15 protein-coding genes are annotated in these 13,439 nt (G+C 58.3%); 5 read left to right on the plus strand and 10 right to left on the minus strand.

The window, feature by feature from the left end; all coding sequences use genetic code 11:
• The first annotated feature begins 450 nt into the window (after positions 1-450).
• Complete coding sequence (locus ACIPV6_RS10160) at positions 451-1,029, plus strand: recombinase family protein (RefSeq protein WP_400270753.1); 579 nt, start codon at positions 451-453, stop codon at positions 1,027-1,029.
• Positions 1,030-1,241: 212 nt separating this feature from the next.
• Here ACIPV6_RS10160 and ACIPV6_RS10165 read toward each other — a convergent pair whose 3' ends face one another.
• A complete protein-coding gene (locus ACIPV6_RS10165; protein ID WP_400270754.1) occupies positions 1,242-1,709 on the minus strand; it encodes an ankyrin repeat domain-containing protein in 468 nt (155 codons plus the stop codon).
• Between the two features lie 216 nt (positions 1,710-1,925).
• Entirely contained in the window at positions 1,926-2,237 is a 312-nt protein-coding gene (locus tag ACIPV6_RS10170; protein WP_400270755.1) for a hypothetical protein, read from the minus strand.
• A gap of 645 nt (positions 2,238-2,882) precedes the next feature.
• On the opposite strand from ACIPV6_RS10170, the gene ACIPV6_RS10175 reads away from it, so the two are divergent.
• On the plus strand, positions 2,883-3,119 hold the full coding sequence (locus tag ACIPV6_RS10175) for a hypothetical protein (protein ID WP_400270756.1): 237 nt from the start codon (positions 2,883-2,885) through the stop codon (positions 3,117-3,119).
• A 99-nt stretch (positions 3,120-3,218) separates the two neighbouring features.
• Here the strand turns inward: ACIPV6_RS10175 and ACIPV6_RS10180 are convergent, their stop codons facing one another.
• From ACIPV6_RS10180 to ACIPV6_RS10210, 7 genes are all read right to left on the minus strand, one after another.
• The gene (locus ACIPV6_RS10180; protein ID WP_400270757.1) at positions 3,219-3,566 is read right to left on the minus strand and encodes a hypothetical protein; all 348 of its coding nucleotides are present in this window, start codon (positions 3,564-3,566) and stop codon (positions 3,219-3,221) included.
• 854 nt (positions 3,567-4,420) lie between these two features.
• Positions 4,421-4,870: a peptidase inhibitor family I36 protein gene (locus ACIPV6_RS10185; RefSeq protein ID WP_400270758.1), complete on the minus strand. Its 450-nt coding sequence runs from the start codon at positions 4,868-4,870 to the stop codon at positions 4,421-4,423.
• Positions 4,871-5,107: 237 nt separating this feature from the next.
• Entirely contained in the window at positions 5,108-5,461 is a 354-nt protein-coding gene (locus tag ACIPV6_RS10190) for a hypothetical protein (protein WP_400270759.1), read from the minus strand.
• A gap of 1 nt (position 5,462) precedes the next feature.
• Positions 5,463-6,233, minus strand: a complete 771-nt coding sequence (locus tag ACIPV6_RS10195; RefSeq protein WP_216926697.1) for a ParA family protein — start codon at positions 6,231-6,233, stop codon at positions 5,463-5,465.
• 84 nt (positions 6,234-6,317) lie between these two features.
• Positions 6,318-6,449 carry a hypothetical protein gene (locus tag ACIPV6_RS10200; RefSeq protein WP_400270760.1) on the minus strand — a complete coding sequence of 44 codons (132 nt, stop codon included), beginning with the start codon at positions 6,447-6,449 and terminating at the stop codon, positions 6,318-6,320.
• Between the two features lie 867 nt (positions 6,450-7,316).
• A complete protein-coding gene (locus tag ACIPV6_RS10205) occupies positions 7,317-9,068 on the minus strand; it encodes a hypothetical protein (protein WP_400270761.1) in 1,752 nt (583 codons plus the stop codon).
• A 338-nt stretch (positions 9,069-9,406) separates the two neighbouring features.
• Positions 9,407-9,652 (minus strand): hypothetical protein, encoded by a 246-nt coding sequence (locus ACIPV6_RS10210; protein WP_216926695.1) that lies wholly within the window; start codon positions 9,650-9,652, stop codon positions 9,407-9,409.
• A gap of 680 nt (positions 9,653-10,332) precedes the next feature.
• Here ACIPV6_RS10210 and ACIPV6_RS10215 point away from each other — a divergent pair.
• From ACIPV6_RS10215 to ACIPV6_RS10225, 3 genes are read left to right on the plus strand one after another with little or no spacing between them, the layout of a single operon-like run.
• Positions 10,333-10,779, plus strand: coding sequence for a hypothetical protein (locus ACIPV6_RS10215; protein WP_400270762.1), 447 nt, complete (start codon positions 10,333-10,335; stop codon positions 10,777-10,779).
• Entirely contained in the window at positions 10,780-11,223 is a 444-nt protein-coding gene (locus ACIPV6_RS10220; RefSeq protein ID WP_400270763.1) for a hypothetical protein, read from the plus strand.
• Positions 11,224-11,229: 6 nt separating this feature from the next.
• Positions 11,230-12,144 carry a hypothetical protein gene (locus ACIPV6_RS10225; RefSeq protein ID WP_400270764.1) on the plus strand — a complete coding sequence of 305 codons (915 nt, stop codon included), beginning with the start codon at positions 11,230-11,232 and terminating at the stop codon, positions 12,142-12,144.
• Here the strand turns inward: ACIPV6_RS10225 and ACIPV6_RS10230 are convergent.
• On the minus strand, positions 12,141-13,208 hold the full coding sequence (locus ACIPV6_RS10230; RefSeq protein ID WP_400270765.1) for an alpha/beta hydrolase family protein: 1,068 nt from the start codon (positions 13,206-13,208) through the stop codon (positions 12,141-12,143). The genes ACIPV6_RS10225 and ACIPV6_RS10230 overlap by 4 nt on opposite strands.
• Positions 13,209-13,439 lie beyond the last annotated feature (231 nt).

A 13,439-nucleotide genomic window follows, 5' to 3' on the forward strand; every position in this document is an offset into this window, starting at 1 on the left:
AGCAACTGTCAGGTCTCGCGCAGGAGCACAGGCGCATAGCGCGCACAGGGAGAACGCCGCAGCTAACGCCCACATTCCTTGGAGTCTATACACCGACCCAGCATATGCACCACGGCATCCCCTTCTGCGCTCCCGACCGGCTTTAGGAACTAGATGACGAAACTCCTGTCAGTGGGGATGAGCACCGTACGTTCGTGACGCCATGGGAGCCACTGGCTTCCCAGTTTCAGATGACAGCCATCAGCTAATGGCTAGTGAATCGTTCACTTGCCGCCGAGCAAATCGCCATAAAGGAGAGTCCTACTTCCTTGGAAGTGGAACACCATCGGCGGGACACTCCCCTATCAGTTCGAAGCCGTAGGATCTCGTGTCATATTTTGTCCCGATTGTTATTCCAAAAAACGACCAACAACGCACCGTCACAAAGACAACTTTCGGTACAGTTCGAGCATGGAAATCGGATATGCGAGGGTCTCCACAGCCAAGCAGGACCTCAGTCGGCAACTGGATGCCTTGGCCGCGGCAGGCATCACCAAAATCTTCGCCGACAAGAAATCCGGAGCAACCAGGGACCGGCCAGGCCTTCAGGCCGCCCTGGACCATGCCAGAGAAGGTGATGTCGTCGTAGTTCACACCCTCGACAGATTGGGCCGAACAGTCCGCGACACACTGAATCTGATGCACGGGCTCAAGGAACGTGGGATAGGCGTGAGGACACTTGCCGACCCCCTGCCCATCGACACCTCTGACCCAGACAGTCCGATGGCGCAGTTGGCCGTGATCATGCTCGCTCTCTTCGCTGAGATGGAGAGAACCTACGCAGCCGAAAGGGTAGCCCACGCTCGCGCCGTCGCAACCGCTAACGGGCGCCGCACTGGTCGGCCCTCGGTAGTGGACCCCGACAAGCTCGAGCACGCCGTCATGCTCCGCGAAAAAGGAATACCCATGCGGGAGATCACCGCAAAGACTGGACTGGCCCGTACGACCTTGTATCGGCACCTGCCACCGCGATTATCAATTCCGGAGTAGATGCACTTCACGCTGCTCCTTGCTCACTCGCAGTCGCGACGTTCTCGCCAACCCGGACGGACCTTCATGCCAGTGCCAGACACAGTTGCAGTTATCCCCCCATCACCGTGCATTTCACCGTACGGGTTATACGTACGTTCCGCGATCCAGGAACTGGCAACTTTTATCCAGGCGTTCGATACATACGGTGAGCGACCGGCTTACGGCGCAGCCTAGGTGGACCCGAGCAGAAGACTCACAGCCGCTAGTTCCTCAGACGTGAACACACGCTCGTTCTCGGACAGTAGGTCGGCGGGAGTGCGACCTGTGTGGTCTGGAGTGCCGCAATTGGCGCCGCTTAGGCATAGAGCTTCTATGGCTGAGGTATTCCCACGGAGGATGGCTTCGTGTAGAGGTGTGACCCCTCGGTCATCGGCGGCGTTCGCATCTGAACCGGCCGCTAGGAGAACCTCGACCGCCATGCGCCCTGCCCCGACGGCATAGTGCATTGCAGTCCGTTCCGTGTTGTCGCGCCTCGCTACGTCGGCACCGGCCGAAAGGAGAAGCTGTGTCAGAACGAGCCGGGAACCGTCATAGAAGGATTCAAGCTCGTCGACGGACTCCATCAGGGGCGTCACACCGGCCGCCGTGTCAGATCCGTAGTCGTCAACAGGGGCACCGGCGTCCAGCAGTTCGCGCACAAGAGCTTAATTGTCGCTCCACACGGCGAAACCTAGGGTCCGTGGGGTGCTGGGCTTCGAGTGCATGTTCTAAGCATCCACCATGAGTCCTGGCTCGTTCGGCGGGGCGCCCCCAATCCCTGCAGGCAAATTTTTGGTTCAGAGCGTCGGGAGCGTCCGGTGGAGGATCCTTTACCGGGCGCGCAACTGAGGGCAATGCCGTCTTCTTTGCCGCGGTTAATAAGCCCCGTATTCCACATCAGCGAAGGCTCCGACCTCGTCGCGAAGCTGCTCCGCAATCTTCGCTCCCTCAGCTCTCCATGCGTTCTGGGCATCCGGCGAACTCCAACCGCGCACGTGCAATTTTTCCGCTTCCCAGGCGTCATACCATGCTCGAAGCCGGGCGATGAGAGCCGGTGAGAGTCCCAAGTCCGCCGGCTCAATGGTGTATTTGGTTGGATGCTCGGGCGTGCTGTTCTCCCAGAGCGGCCACAAGTGCCCATAGTCAGGGAACAGACGAATAACGCGACGAGCGGGTTTGTCGGGCATGACCGCATGCTAGTCCCGTTAGGAGATTGAGGCACCCCCGCGGGACAACTGCCGCGCGCTTCTCTGCCTCAAACAAGTCCTCGTTACGTGGTGAGCCGTCCCTTGGGGCACAGGAAATAGGGCACACTGCTCTCATGGCAACTCAGTACTACCGGAGGTCGTGGAACGAGTCTCGAGGCGACCAGTACTCGTCTTGGGGTCCCGCCACTTATTTATTCGAAGTCGGTGACGACGGCCGGCCGACTCGCCAGATCGAGGTTTACGATTCCGGCCCGACTCTTCGTTATGACCCTGGACATGAAGAGGACGAATTTGGTCTTTTGGCCCAGGAGCCGCTGGCCCCGCTAGACGAGTGGGACCCATGGGCTATTACCGAGGCAGAATTCGAACAGGCGTGGCATGACCTGCCCTAGTTCACTGTGTCCGGTGAAGGATCCCGCACCGGGCGCTGAAGCGTCCGCCAACCAAGCGGCTTACGGTCGCACCAGGCAGTTCGGTCTTCACAGCTTCCGCCTGCGGTCAGAGACAATGTCTCCAAGTCGCAAAACGCTGAGATGCATCGAGAGATGCCGTGGATAGGCCGGCAGAGTTCGGGTTCACTTGAGGATAGCGTCTATGTGAATGACTCAAGATCGAGGAGACGGTATGGGCGAGAACGAGCACATCAGCGTCAAGCTCAGCGGGGACGAAGCTTTGGTGCTCTTCGACTGGCTGGCGCGGTTCAACAAGAGCAACAGCTCTAATCTCACGGACCAAGCCGCGCAACGCGTCCTGTGGGACATCGAAAGCTCTCTTGAATCAGTGCTGGTCCAGGTGTTCTCAGGCGACTACACATCGTTATTGGACGAGGCGCGGAGCCGTATCCAGTACCCTGCCCCTTAGGGTTTGTCTCCAGCGGTCTGGTGCCTGACCGAAGGGCTGCACCAGACTGGTCAACGACGACGCCGATCGAGGGATCCCCGACCGAACGCAAGACGGCTGCTAAGTACGTAGGAGCGTGTCGTGGACCGCCACTTGCCCTCCAACCCGCACGACCAATTCGCCGGCCATTCCTTCCCAGCGGGACCAGACGTGGAACTCAATGACGCCGCGCTTGTCTCGGACACTGATCTTCACCGGGGTCTCTCGTTCAAGAACAAGGCGCTCTTCGTCACCGTTGAGCCAGCGGATGCTCGCTGACCCAGCGATCTCGTCCCAGGTAAGCGTTACTGTGCTTCCGTCGTTCGCCCACGCCATCAGGGAGACCACCCCAGGCTGATCAGACGTCTCGACACCAACCCCGACATCACTCAGGTCCTCAAGCCTTGGAACTTCCAGCTGGGCACTCATAACCACATGCTGCCATACCAGCCCGCCACACAGATCGGGGCCAGCTGCACGTTAAAGGATCCCCCTAGCCGACACCGACTCTGCTGAGGCAGGAGCTGGCCGAGACAGGAGGAGCAGGACTGGTTCGGTTATGGTGAAGCATGACCAGAGGGATAAGTCATGTACTTAGTGCTCTGATACTTGTCGGCTCGCTGATGAGCGGCTGTGGGGCTGCATCGTGCGACTCCGCAATGCGCTTCAGCACTCTGGAATTAGACCTTTCAGCCCTTCCGAATGCCAGCGAACTTGACTTTGAAGTAACTTGTTTGGACCGAACTGACCAGGCCGCCTGTACGGAATACCCCGCTGGACACCGCTATAGCGTGGCAAAGGACAATGCCGTATTCATGTGGATCGGAGTCCGTGCCGTGCGGTTGTTTGTATATAAGAAAGCATCCCAAGAGGTAGTGGTTGAAAAGGTCCTGGACCCGATCCCATGGGATCCCCCACCAGTGAAAGGCCCCTGCGGCCCGCCGCAATCTCACGCCACGTGGAAGTTATGAGCAAAGCTAGGAAGCGCCGCGGCGATCATCAGTACGGTGAAGGATCCCCTTACGGCTTCCGCGCGGAACGACGTCGTTTGCCCATGTCAGGCGCCGTCGGACGCCGCTCTCACGTGGCCCACAAATGTAGGCCTCGTGTGTTCAGGCTTCCTCCATCGCACCTCACGATGACGCCGGTACCTTTGGCTAGAAGCTGAGTTGCGTTTCTTCTGGGGGACCCTCGCATCCAAACGAATACCCCCTGCTGGGTGGATCAACGGTGGTGGCCTTGCCTCAAGAGCGTGGCAGGGCCTCCCCCCGCCTACTGCAGGGCTAAGCCCAGGACTGGTCCCGGGAGATGCAGGCCCCGCCGTTGTAGGCCACGTAGATTGAGCTGACCCTGTTTTTCATCTCGCCCAGGTTGAGACGGTCCCCCGGTTGGATGTACCAGGCGTAGCCGACGCAGTCGGGGCTGTCGTAGATGGTGATGTACGCGTGGGTGTTGTTGATTAGGGATGCTGAGTTGTTGTTGACTTGGACGCCCCATCCGTTCCGTCCAGCCGGGCCGTCGGTGAACAGCTCGTTTCCCATGCCGGCGTCGCTGTTGGCGTAGTCGGCCCGAGCACCTTGGAAATCGGAATTGAAGTAGAAACATGCCCGGCCTGACGGACACGCTGTCCCTGAGCCTGAAGCATTGGCAGCGGGAGCGCCCGCCAAAAATGCACCAGCACCCAAAGCCAGCACAGCGCCTGCAGTAACCGTCTTACGCATCGCGAGTTTCATGAAGTTCCCCAGTCACTTTGTTCGCGGACTCATCATCCGGGTGCCCACCGGAGGCGCCTCCATGATTCTCCGGCACCTCCGTATCACGCGCCATGGGGACATCTGCCCTAACCCGCGGCAGGTGTCCCATCAATGGCTGCGGAGGTCGCCAGCTCTTGCCCGGCGGCCTCCGTCAGGAAGTGACGCAGCGCCATACATCAGCTTCTTGTGCTTCTCGGACCTCATCTGGCGAAAACTTTATTTCTGTCCAGACGTATTTATTGAGGCCAACTTCTCTCGGATTGCCTCATCAAGGAAATCAGTGATGGTGACACCAGTCTCGGCGAGGTATGCATCCAGGTCATCACGAAGGTTTATCTCGATTTTCGATGAGAAGGGCTCCATCCGCCGTTTCCCACGCGGCCTTCCTGGACCCGGTCGACGCGGCCCCGAGATGGAGCCTTCCGGCGATGACGCCGCCAATGGTTCTGGCTTCATGGCGAATGACTGTTCGTCGTCAATCTGCGCGTCAGCGGGCTTCGCCGTCGTCAACACATCGACCACGTCGGCTGCGGGCGCCTTGCGGATTGCGGATTTGCGTTCGAGTGCCATCTCAGTTGACCCCGTCCAGGTATCGCGCATGAGCAACGAACTTTTCTGTCATAATCGCCGCTCCCCTTCCCGGCATCTTCGCTAGGGGCGATTTCATGCTCACTGAGTCCTGCATTGCCGTCCGCAAGGGCAAATGAGGTTCACGAACCTCGGAACCGTATGCTTCCTGGAGTTCCCCAATCTGGAAGGCATGCTCAGAGGTCAACGGCGAGCTCGTCTTATTGATGATGATGCCCAAGAAATCCAACGCCGGATTCAAGTGCGGCAGTGATTTGACCTTCTTGACCGTCTCGAGAAACTCTGTCACTCCCTTTACGGAAAAGGCGGCCGGCTCGGTCACGGCCAGCACTCGATCCGCCCAGATCAAACCATTGAGTGTCAGTCGACCCAACGCTGGCGGTAGGTCAATCAACACATGGTCATACTCTTCAAGTTCCGCCGCCCCATAGGCAGCAGTCTTGAGACGCATTTCCGGAGTCATGAGAGCCTCAGACTCCAAACGGGCCAGAGCCTCGGAGCTTGGAATCAGGTCGATCCCCGACCAGGTCGTTTCGGTGATTGCCTGCCCAAGTGTGCCGGCCTCGCCGCCGTAGAGAACGTCAAAGACATCGAACTCCCCTGCCCCCTCCAGGGCCTCGGACACATTAGCTTGAGGGTCCAAATCGATGACGAGGACGCGCCTGCCAATCAGCTTCAAACCGGTGGCTAGACCGAGTGTGACGGAGGTTTTACCAACTCCGCCCTTGCGGTTTCCGATTGCTGTTACCTTCACGCCAGCACCCTTCTGGTCTTCTTGATGATCGTTCCTTCCGTCAATCTATCAACCAATCATTACGTATGTCCATCCGCCAATCTATCAATCAATATTTCTGTCATGACGTAAATATTGATTGATAGATTGGTGGTCGGCAATATTTCTTTCTAGCAAGACAGAAAGATGGATGGCTAAATGCCGGGCACTGGCCGGCTCGGCCAGGGGAGTGCGCACGACGCAACCGTAGGTCCATCTATACGTCAATCCATACGTCAATCCATGCATCTATCAATCAATATTTCTGTCATGACAGAAATATTGATTGAAATTAAGCAAGGCCGGAGGACTGCGTTTAAGGCGGCGGGGTCCATGAGCAAGCCCCGTTAGGTCCCCCCATAACACCAGTGCTTCTTCACCTCCCAGCATTTCTAAGCACCCGACCCACGGCCCGGTCTCTAGGGCCCGTCTGGCCTGACGTGATGATGCCGCCAGGATTCAAGAGCTTGCTTATGCCAATAGATATTTATTTCTGTCATTATACAATTCGACCGACTTCTCAAGGGCGCCATCAACCTATGATGAACCTGTCAAGAATTCCTGACAGAGAGCAATGATGATGTGGGACTTGGGAGACGGTGTACACGTCGGCCGTCTAGGAGTCGTTCTGGCGGATGGCAGACTCGGAGAACGGTACGAACCCGGTGGCGTCGTCGTCGAGGGGGTAACCGGCCACTACCACCGACACCCTCAGCGGCCGGGCTTTGAAATCGTCCCAGAGGATTCAACCGTGGGATGGCAGGCCTCCTGCGAATGCGGTTGGGCGAGCGACCCTTGGAATCGGGCTGGATGCCACTTCCGGATAGTGGGGACGAGACGTGAAGCTAAAGCGCTCCTGGGGTCTCCTGCTATCCCGCCGATCGCACTAGAGCAATCGGCACTAGGAGAGTGGCGTCGGCATGCTTTGACCTGGGCGGTTCAGATGGCCGCCCGCAGTCTACGTCGAGCCTCCGTGCGTTTAGATCAAGTCGTCGCGGAAGCTCGTATCGCCGGTGCAACTTGGGCAGACATTGGTCGCGAAACCGGTATGACAAGGCAAGCCGCTCATGAAAGATGGGCGAGCAAGTAACTAAACTCCGCAAAATCCCTCGGCTCAAGGATTTCGCCGTGCGGGGAAGGCCCTCGCCGAGACTCAGGCAGCGTGCCAAGGTGGAGGTTGTCGTCTGGTGGGGCCCAGTGTTCGTCGCGTTCAGCGTCGTGGAAATCGGTTTCATTGATGTGGGTGTCGCGGAACCGGTCGAGATAGGCGTGCCATTTGGCGCGTTCGCGGCGGTTCCGGGCGATGTGTTCGAGGTAGTCATCCAGAACGCCGAGTCGGGCGGCGAGCATGCGCAGGTTGGCAGTGGTGGTCTTCCACAACCCTCCGTGGCGTTGGATCATACCGAGGGTTTCCATTTCGGCCAGAGCAATTGAGCAAGCGTTCCGGCTAACCCCGGTGGCCCGGACGAGATCCGCGGTCGTGGGGGAGTACCGGCCGCGTTCGATCGCCTCATACACCAGGGCTGTGGCGTCGCCCAGAGCCCGAAAGACAGGCCTGATCGCGTGAATTTTGCCTTTGCGCCAGGTCAATTCCCGGGCCAATTGCTGGTACTGCGCCGGGAGCTGAATCAGGTACACGTCGGCCGCTTTGTAGTGGGCGTCGGCGATCTTGGTCAGGATCCCGTCTGAGGCGCTGGCAAGGATCGGCAGGAGCCGGGCAATGGTGACGTGGTGTTTGCCCATCGCAGCGGCCAGAGTACGGCAGCCGACGTCGAGGATGTCCGTTTCCTTCGCCCTCATGTAGCCCAGTAGTCCACGGATCAGCAGCCGGAGGCTCAGGCCTTGCCGGCCCCTGGATTGCAGTCTGTGGTCCAGGACCGCGTAGAGGATATTTTCCAGATCGTTCACGAGCTGGTGCACAGCAGCAGTGCTGGGTTCTTCCCGCCCCCCTGTGATTAAAGTCCGGCTTGTGTTGTTAATAAGTGCACTCTTTTCCCCGTGTTTCCGGGGGAGTGGTTTCTGCGAAGCCGGGTTGGTGGCGGTGAAGGCCTGGGCTTTGACCCACTCGAACGGCAGCAGCCGTGCCTGACGTTCCGGGGATCCATAGAGGGCTGCCAGGCCGGGGAACTGGCCGACGAGTTCGTTCTCGACCTGGGTCAGGGACCAGCCGCAGGCGCTGAAGTGGTTCAAGACCGCCATCCGGGCCTCTGACGGGCTCTTGTACCGGGCCGTGTCATACAAACCCGTCCGGGCCACCCGCCGCAGCGGCGCCTCACTACCCGAAGCCAGTGGAAGGGCCTGCAGGGTGCCGGTGCGCTGCGCGGCAACGGTCTTGGCGGTACGGGCCTTCAGGGCGCGCTTGCGGGCCAGCTCCGGCGCCAGTGCAGCCCGCAGCTCCACCACCGCGGCCGCCGGGTTGCGGCGGCGCAGAATGTCGTAGGCCTGGGACAGGGGAGTGATCAGGGTTTGGTGGCCACCGGACTTATGCACCGAACCTGGGACACGGATGCACCCGTCCGTGACGTTCTGATGAGGACTCGGGTCCAGGCTCGAAGCGGTCAGAGCCAGCGCCTCGACCAGCTCCCTGGCCTCGGCCGCGTCCAAACGATCCTGCAGCGGCACATACAGGTGCCGGCCACCGCTGGGGGAGAAGTCCTCCACGAACACCAAGCCGCAGGCGGACAACAACCGCCCTGTTCGCGCAGTGTCCGCATCGACAACACCCTTCAAGGCCTTGGACGTATCAAAGTCCAGGCACAGCGTGGCGACACTGCCGTCCACCCCGTGCACAGCAACCGCTGCAGGCCGCTCCGGCAACGACCGTGTGATCTTCGGCGCATTAGACGGCCGGGGATACTGAAACTTCTGGCCAATCCAACGCCCCAAACGGTACGACGGGGCGCCAGCAATCAACGGAGCAAGGCTCCAAGCGTGCTCGGGTGCGATTGATGACGCGCCGACACTCGCGCGTGTATGCGTTGACGCCAAAACGGCATCCGGTACCATGGAGGCAATACTCCTTATCGTGGATGAGGATGTAACAAAGGGAGCGTCCTCGTAAGAGGAAGCTTCGAATAGTTCGGATCTGGTCCCGCCAAGAACGTGATCTGAACTGAATACTTATTGAAGGCCCGCCTAGTGCGGGCCTTCAGACTTTAACTTGCTTGCGCGATAGGCAGAGCCTCCGGCAACTGGTTCCGATCGAACCAGACGGGGATACCGTCTTGTGCAAGTTCGGTGCGTAGGTGTTTGAGGATGACTTCCATGGCCTCGCTCTGGGACAGCCCCAGTTGCTCGGCAAGATCGACAACTAGCTTCTTGTCTGTTTTAGGGACAGTCGTCACCAACTGAACGTTGCCAATTCCTGTCCCGCGCTTTCTGCGAACGGGAGATGTAGTCATGGTCGTAAAACTAGCGTTAACGCTAGGCATTAAGTGGGAAGCCTTACTGGGCGTGTCGTGTCTGGCATGGGTGGCCCCTTCGCTGACCCAAGAGCCAGAGCATGAGGGACGTGAAGCTGCCTCTTTCATGGTGACCGCTCCTTTCTGAGGATGAGTAGTCCACCTCCGTGCCTGGAACCAAAGACGCAAAGGTTGCGTCCAAAGCGCCAGGATCGCTTCAACGCCTGCTAAAGCCCCTCTGTCTGCGAGGTGGCACGTATCATCCCGTCGAGTTTATTGGGGCGGCCTTCCGCTCGATCTATCAGAGCTCCCACGTACTCGCCGAAAGACATGTCGTATCGCTGAGTCGCCTTCCAGGCGTTGTAGTGCTGGTGCGGGAGTACAAGGCAGTTCATTGGCGCCTTCTTTCCGATTAGCTTGGGTGGGTGGTATTCCTCCATGTGAATCTCCCTGAGTCCGGTTTAAGAGAGAACTGTAGCCATACAGGTCCTGTCGCGGCCGCGCACCTGCAGCATCTCCTTGAGGCCAATTGGGTGACAGCCTACCTACACGCTTCGCACATGCACAACTCATTGCCTGCACTCGCCGCGCAGTTTCAGGTAAAATTCTGAGTCAGCTGTCCGCCTGCTCTTTCTGGCGGTCTATACAGGTAGCCGAGCTTGGCTGAAGGAGCTATAACGATGGCAGATGGGGGCCGCAGCGTGTTTCTTACGCAGCAGCAGAAGAAGGAGCGGCTGGCGGATCGCATGGCGATCCTCGTGGATATTTGGGAGGCCGACCACAACTCCGCGCTCACCTACGCTCACGTCGAGGACGCCCTTTCTGCCCAAGGAATTCATCTGTCGAGGACCCGCTGGTCTTACCTGATCAACGGCAACGGCAGCCTAGTGACAGATCAAGACCTCCTAAAGGCGATCGCAGAATTCGTCTTCGCAGTACCTGGTACTTATCTATGTGACCTCAACAGCGAGACTCCGCCTGAGGTGGAGGCCCGGAGGGACTTCCTCGTCCAGATGCGCAAGCTCAAGGTAAGGAATTTCGCTGCCCGGAACTTGGGAGAGATGTCACCTGAAACGCTCAGGACGATCACTGAAATCATTGATGCTTCGATGAAGGGTGAAAAGTGAATGGCCCTCCCACTCGTTCAGGATAAAGTGCGGGAATTATGCGGAGACGGTACTGCATCTCTGACAGAAGTCGTTGAGCGTCTAGCGGAGATCCGCGAGAAGCCGATTGAGCTAGTTGAGCAGGACTGGGACTGGGGAACGCTGACAGCTTTTAAGTTGGATGCTGAAGATCGCATCAAGATCTTTTTCCCGCCGCAAAAATCGACGCAGTACAAGCTTCACTGCATCTATCACGAACTCGGACACATCTTTCTGGAGAGTCTCCAGATTCCAGTTTCCGGGCCCACGTTCTCCAAGGAGATGCTAAAGGAAGCCGCCGGAGCGATAAGCATGAGCTGCCGTACTGTTCCGAACCACCCTGTCGAACGGTGGGTGGAGGATTTTGCTTTTGAGATGTCGAAAAAGACCCGTTCACGCAGCTCGGGTCCCGATCCTTTCCTCTGATAGACCATGAAACTGCTGCTCTTTGCGCTGCTTAGCGCCTTATGCCTGCTTCGGGTCCCTTCCGTGCTCAAGGTGACGGAGTCACGGGCATCGTGGGTGGCATCGGTCTTCGGACTCGCTGCGCTTTACGTCCTGGGAACGGTAACACCCCTGGATGTGATTGATAGCTACCTCGGTGGCATCAACGTGACAAACCTGCTCCAAGCCATCTTCGCGCTGCTGGCAATCTTCTTCTTCAACGACAGCGTGCGGCGCCTGGCTAACGTACCCATTGTCAGATGGACCTACTACGCTCCGCTGCTGAGCATTCCGATAATGATTCTTAGCTTCGCTCTCGTTGAGAATAAAGGTCCAACGGCCGCGGACTTCATCGACACCCGCATGGACCAACTCGCAACTGTCGTTTACAGCGGCACTTACATGGTTGCATTGTTGTTCACCGTGCTCAGAATCATCTATATGCTTCGCCATAAGGCGAAGAGCCTGTACGCAACATTCTCGGCCGGCCTGCTCATGGTTGCTGCAGCCGTCTCATGCCATATCACCTACGTGGTGTTGTTCCATTTCTCTCCATGGCATGCCTGGGCCCGTGCGGTCGGTTCCTGGTTCGACCGCCTTTTTTATGTGGGGCTTTCGGTGACGGCCGCGGGTTGGCTAGTTCTTTTCCTGTCAAAGCAGATACCGAGACTACGCCTCTGGATGGCCGATGCTTTCTGGCTCACCGCGTTGAGGATGCGGGTTCATTCAGATCCATCACGGGTCCGCCCAGCGTGGGATCTCTTCAATGAAACGCTCGAAAACGGCGTCTACAAAAGCCTCATAGTCCTACACAACTACGAACGCGGGAACCTGATGACGTTCCCGGAATCCACCCAACGCAGGATCAGCCACATAGAAGCCAAGTTAGACGTGCGAGTCTAGCCAGACCCAGCGATCGTCTTCCTGACCCAGCTCGTCAGCTCGTGAGTGAAGACAAGGGGCGATGTATTCCACTCCTGAGTGTGGTGGGACTCGGGCATTGCGATCAGTGTGACCGTTTCAGGATTGGCGCGTTGGAATGCCAGCGAAATCTCCCAAGGAACCTCTTGGTCTTTGATGGAGTGTAAGACCAAAGTTGGGACCACCACCCGGTTTGGTACATCGACCCATTCAAGCGCGGTGAAGTTGATCGCTTCGCCTAGACCGAGCATCTTTGCGAAGGTGGGAGCCTGCAGCAGGCGCATGACAAAGCCCGCTCCAATCGCCGGGACGCCTGCCCGCGCTGCTCCAGCTGTGATGGTTTTGCGCCAGCTCGTCACAGGCCCAACCAGGACAATTCCAACGATGCGATCCCGATGGACGCTGCGCTCCGCGGTGAGCAAAGCAATAGTCCCACCCATTGACCAGCCTGATAGGACGATTCTTCGCGCCCCATGAGCGACGGCGTAGGTCATAGCGCTTTCCACGTCGAGCCATTCGGTTTGTCCCAAGTGACTCGACGCCGCCTGTTGTGGGCTCACCTCCGTGTCGCTCCGGAATGAAGGAACCAAAGACGTAAAGCCTAGGCTCTTGAAAGCGTGGACGTCTCGAAACATGATCGATCGGTCGGTCCAGCTGCCATGGATATGGATCACCCACACGTCCTTGTTCTCAGCTTCGAACAGCCACGCAGGAGCAAAGCCGTAGCTGGTGGGGACTGTCACCTCTTCATAGGGTCCGCCGACTGCGGAAGGTTCGAAAAAAACGTCGGGGGTCCAATCGACCACTGGCCCCAGATTTGCCGGACCAGATCCTGAAGGGGAGAGCCGCCGCTCCACATACTTTTGATCCTCATCAATCAGCGTGACCTCGCCGACACGTAAATACTTCTCAGTTGCCAGGTCGAAAACCCCAAAGTCCCCCGAGGCTCTGGTGTAGTCGTCCAAGTCGATGCGGAGTAGCCCGCTATGCGTCAGTTCAGCTTGACGGTAATCCTTCGGGCCGCGTTTGACGATCTTGCGGGCCATGACAACAGCGAATCCAGAGAGTGCGGCCGCCGGCATAAGGACCGTCAGCCATGCCGCAGCGCGTCTTCTCATCATCATTAGGGCTAACTCCTTCAGCACCGTTCCGAGGAAGTAACGGAGCCCGTTCATACTAACGCCCTGCAAACTAGTGCCACATGCACAAGGCATGCTTGCTACAAGCATTGAACATGTTCACTGCATGCGTGTATGGTTTTTACTGTCCAGCCGTCG

The organism is Paenarthrobacter sp. NPDC089988 (assembly GCF_044748465.1).
Classification (GTDB): Bacteria; Actinomycetota; Actinomycetes; order Actinomycetales; family Micrococcaceae; genus Arthrobacter.

Bases quoted from the DNA above. Each gene is read 5' to 3' on its own strand.
- ACIPV6_RS10160 (WP_400270753.1), top strand. From the start codon at position 451: ATGGAAATCGGATATGCGAGGGTCTCCACAGCCAAGCAGGACCTCAGT.
- ACIPV6_RS10170 (WP_400270755.1), bottom strand. From the start codon at position 2,237: ATGCCCGACAAACCCGCTCGTCGCGTTATTCGTCTGTTCCCTGACTAT.
- ACIPV6_RS10175 (WP_400270756.1), top strand. From the start codon at position 2,883: ATGGGCGAGAACGAGCACATCAGCGTCAAGCTCAGCGGGGACGAAGCT.
- ACIPV6_RS10180 (WP_400270757.1), bottom strand. From the start codon at position 3,566: ATGAGTGCCCAGCTGGAAGTTCCAAGGCTTGAGGACCTGAGTGATGTC.
- ACIPV6_RS10185 (WP_400270758.1), bottom strand. From the start codon at position 4,870: ATGAAACTCGCGATGCGTAAGACGGTTACTGCAGGCGCTGTGCTGGCT.
- ACIPV6_RS10190 (WP_400270759.1), bottom strand. From the start codon at position 5,461: ATGGCACTCGAACGCAAATCCGCAATCCGCAAGGCGCCCGCAGCCGAC.
- ACIPV6_RS10210 (WP_216926695.1), bottom strand. From the start codon at position 9,652: ATGACTACATCTCCCGTTCGCAGAAAGCGCGGGACAGGAATTGGCAAC.
- ACIPV6_RS10215 (WP_400270762.1), top strand. From the start codon at position 10,333: ATGGCAGATGGGGGCCGCAGCGTGTTTCTTACGCAGCAGCAGAAGAAG.
- ACIPV6_RS10220 (WP_400270763.1), top strand. From the start codon at position 10,780: ATGGCCCTCCCACTCGTTCAGGATAAAGTGCGGGAATTATGCGGAGAC.
- ACIPV6_RS10225 (WP_400270764.1), top strand. From the start codon at position 11,230: ATGAAACTGCTGCTCTTTGCGCTGCTTAGCGCCTTATGCCTGCTTCGG.
- ACIPV6_RS10230 (WP_400270765.1), bottom strand. From the start codon at position 13,208: ATGGCCCGCAAGATCGTCAAACGCGGCCCGAAGGATTACCGTCAAGCT.